The 3,872-nt window shown below is 37.4% G+C and carries 3 protein-coding genes and 1 pseudogene; all 4 read left to right on the top strand.

The features are described from left to right. Positions 1 to 1,079, top strand: a pseudogene (locus tag BHE89_RS11640) (ribokinase); the annotation flags it as partial. Between the two features lie 27 nt (positions 1,080 to 1,106). Continuing rightward, on the top strand, positions 1,107 to 1,844 hold the full coding sequence (locus BHE89_RS11635) for a glutamine amidotransferase (protein WP_069368939.1): 738 nt from the start codon (positions 1,107 to 1,109) through the stop codon (positions 1,842 to 1,844). A gap of 130 nt (positions 1,845 to 1,974) precedes the next feature. After that, positions 1,975 to 2,931, top strand: a complete 957-nt coding sequence (locus BHE89_RS11630) for a DMT family transporter (RefSeq protein ID WP_069368940.1) — start codon at positions 1,975 to 1,977, stop codon at positions 2,929 to 2,931. Positions 2,932 to 2,941: 10 nt separating this feature from the next. Further along, positions 2,942 to 3,872 (top strand): phosphotriesterase family protein (locus BHE89_RS11625; RefSeq protein WP_141008289.1); only part of this gene is annotated, 931 nt, incomplete at its 3' end.

The following is a 3,872-nucleotide window of genomic DNA, read 5'->3' as shown; positions in this document are numbered from 1 at the left end:
TGCCATGGTGGTGCTTTTATAGAATTTGAAACATTAGATAAAGTCGCTAAGAAAGAAATTATACAAATTTCTAGTAATGTAATGATCAAATTGATAAAAACGATTTAGCAAATAAGACAGCAATAAATTAAGGTGTGCGTGCTGGGTTCATTTAAATGTTGATATGATTAGCTATCTTCCCAGATTGCCAGAAGCCGGGGAATCCTTATTATCGAATAAATTTATCTTTTCACCAGGAGGTAAAGGCTGTAATCAAGCACTAGCAGCGAGTTATGCTGATGCACAGGTACACTTTATTACGAAGATTGGTACAGATCAATTTAGTGATTATGCCGTTAATTTTATATCGTCATCAAGAATAAAAAACATCAACGATATATCAAACAGAAAATTATCAAACAGGAACTGCATCTATTTTTGTTTCGGAAGAGAGTGGGGAAAATATTATTTCTATTTACTCTGGTTCTAATATGGATATCTCTGCTGATGAAGTAAAAATCCAGAAAGATAAAATTATTGATGCAGATATAATTTTACTTCAATTAGAAACGAATGTTGAAGCATTAAAAGAAATTTATTGCTATTGGAAACGAAAATAATATTCCTATTATTCTTAATCCAGCACCTTACAATAAAATAGTGAATGAATTACTTCCAATGATAGATATATTAACACCTAATGAAACGGAAGCCAGTTTATTATCTGGGATAGAAGTACTCGATTTAGAGTCCGACAAAAAATGCTGCCGTTTTCCATTTATCAGCAAGGTGTGAATAAAGTAGTTATTACGCTAGGTAGTAAAGGTTCGTTAGCTTATGACGGATATAAGTATATTTATTCGCCGGCATATCCGGCAGTTGTAAAAAATACAGCAGGGGCAGGTGATGCTTTTAATGGTGCGCTCGCTGCCTCGTTGGCAAAAGGAAAGCAGTTTTCTTATGCGTTACGCTATGCATCAGCTTTTTCATCTTTAGCTGTTGAGACGAGTAATGCTTCAGAAATGCCTGAAGATATTAATGTCATGCATCGCATCAATCAAACAACATATTCACAGATTGTCACCCAATCCCCTGAATAAATAATCTTTTTTGAAAGAGGAATAAAAATGAAAATCTTATTTATTGGTGAGTCATGGCATATTCATATGATCCACTCTAAAGGTTACGACAGCTTCACTTCCAGCAAATATGAAGAAGGTTCAACGTTCTTATTAAGTTGCTTAAGAGAAAAGGGTATTGAAGTTGATTATATGCCTGCTCATACCGTTCAGGTTGCATTCCCACAAACGGCAGAAGCATTGGCTAAATATGATGTCATTGTTATTAGTGACATTGGTGCAAATACCTTCCTTCTACAAAACGATACCTTCTACAACATGAAAGTTATCCCTAATGCATTAGGGCTAATTAAAGAGTTCGTAGCTAATGGTGGCGGCTTATTAATGATTGGTGGTTACCTGTCATTTATGGGTATTGAGGCTAAAGCAAACTACAAAAATACATTACTTGCAGAAGTTCTGCCTGTTGAAATGTTGGATGGAGACGATCGCGTAGAAGCACCAGAAGGTGTATTTGCTAGTGCGGTGAATGCTGAGCATGCGTCAGTAAAAGGTTTTGGTGAATGGCCTATGTTCCTTGGTTATAACAAGGTTTCAGCTAAAGAGAACACAGAAACGGTATTAAATATTGGTGAAGACCCATTGCTGGTATTTGGTCAGTTTGAAAAAGGAAAAACAGGCTGCTTTATGAGTGACTGTTCTCCTCACTGGGGTAGCAAAGAATTTTTAGCATGGCCTCATTATGCTGATATGTGGGTCAATATTCTTAAACAAATTGCCCGTTAATTTGAATTAAGAATCACTGTCATAAAAAGTAAAAAAGCGCAGAGTTGCCGCTCTGCGCTAATAAAAAACCGATTACTTGAAAAATAAAAAAAGAAATCACTCATAGCCAATAATCCAAAAGGAACATCTTATGAGTACAAAAAATTTATCAACACCATTGCTGATGTTAGCAACGGTTTTAGCAGGTATGCTATCACCAATGCAGTCTGCGGTGAATGGGCAGTTAGGGCATGTTTTAAAAGATGGTAACGCCAGTGCCGTTATCTCTTTTGCCAGTGGCTTAGTGGTGATGTTTTTTATCATCATGTCAAAAAAACAGTATCGTCAGCAATTTGCTTCAATTCCAAGTTTAATTAAAACGCGCAAAATTCCATTATGGAACTGGTTTGCGGGTCTTTGCGGTGCAATGGTTGTATTCTCTGAAGGGGCTTCTGCGAGCGCATTAGGGATTGCAACATTCCAAACAGCATTAATTTCAGCACTCTTATTATCAGGCTTATTATGTGACCGTTTTGGTATTGGTGTTGATGAGAAAAAATATTTCACTCCATATCGAGTGCTAGGTGCTGTGTTAGCTGTTGTTGCAACTTTATTTGTCGTTTCTCCACAATGGCATTCAACCTCGTTTATTTATTTAGCAATTTTACCTTTCCTTGCTGGTTTATTAGCGGGTTGGCAGCCAGCTGGTAACTCTAGAGTTGCAGAAGCAACCGGTTCTATGATGGTGTCTATCACTTGGAACTTTATTGTTGGCTTCACTGTTTTAACGATTGCGCTTATTGTTCGTATGGCATTAGGCCATATCACTCTTGAATTACCGGGTACTTGGTGGATGTATTTAGGGGGTCCTTTAGGGCTGATGTCTATCGCATTAATGGCTATTTTAGTCCGTGGTTTAGGTTTACTGATGTTGGGTGTTGCGTCAACAGCGGGTCAATTATTAGGCTCTGTATTAATTGATTTATTATTACCTTCATTAGGCAATACCGTTTATTTAGTGACAATCATCGGCACATTATTTGCGTTAGTAGGTGCGATTGTAACCACAATTCCTGAATTTAGAGCGACTAAGTCAGCAAAAGCGTAGGAGTATCGTGATGAAAGGTTATATCCAAACTGTAACAGGCCCCGTTAAAAAAGAAGATATGGGGCTAACATTGCCCCATGAACACCTCTTTAATGATCTCTCAGGTGTTGTTGATGAACCTTTTTATGAATTCTCGCATGCGTTAGTTGATAAAAAAGTGAGTGCAGATATTCAGTGGGGACTTAAATACGATCCATATTGCTGTTGCGATAATATGGATAAAAAACCAATTGAAGATGTTATTTTTGAATTAAATAATTTCAAAGAGTTAGGTGGAAGAACCATCGTTGATGCAACAGGCTCTTCATCAATTGGGCGTGATATTAGAAAACTAAGACAAGTTGCAGAGATAACGGGCATTAATGTTGTTGCTTCTTCAGGGCTTTATATTGAAAAATTTGAAGGGGAACGACTGGCGAATAATATTGATGCAATGGCAAAAATCATTGATGACGAATTGAATATAGGTATTGATGGTACTGATATTCGTGCTGGCATGATCGGTGAAATTGGTGTTTCTCCATTCTTTACCGATGGCGAGAAAAATAGCTTACGTGCTGCTGCTATTGCACAAAATAGTAATCCTCATGCTTCGATGAATATTCATATGCCTGGTTGGCAGCGTCGAGGTGATGAAGTTTTAGACATTTTATTAACAGAAATGAGATGTAACCCCTCTAAGATTTCATTGGCACACTCTGATCCATCCGGTAAGGATATTGATTATCAATGCAAAATGTTAGATCGCGGTGTTTGGCTTGAGTTTGATATGATCGGTTTGGATATCTCTTTCCCTAAAGAAGGTGCAGCACCAAGTGTTATGGATACAGTAGAAGCTGTCGCAACCTTAATTGAAAGGGGGTATGGTAGCCAAATCGTATTAAGTCATGATGTGTTCTTAAAACAGATGTGGGCGAAAATGGGGAAGTGGTGGATTTGTT

Source organism: Shigella sp. FC1967 (genome assembly GCF_001743005.1).
In the GTDB taxonomy this organism is placed as follows: Bacteria; Pseudomonadota; Gammaproteobacteria; order Enterobacterales; family Enterobacteriaceae; genus Proteus.
This window is presented reverse-complemented; position numbering and strand designations above follow the sequence as displayed.

Bases quoted from the DNA above. Each gene is read 5' to 3' on its own strand.
- BHE89_RS11630 (WP_069368940.1), top strand. From the start codon at position 1,975: ATGAGTACAAAAAATTTATCAACACCATTGCTGATGTTAGCAACGGTT.
- BHE89_RS11635 (WP_069368939.1), top strand. From the start codon at position 1,107: ATGAAAATCTTATTTATTGGTGAGTCATGGCATATTCATATGATCCAC.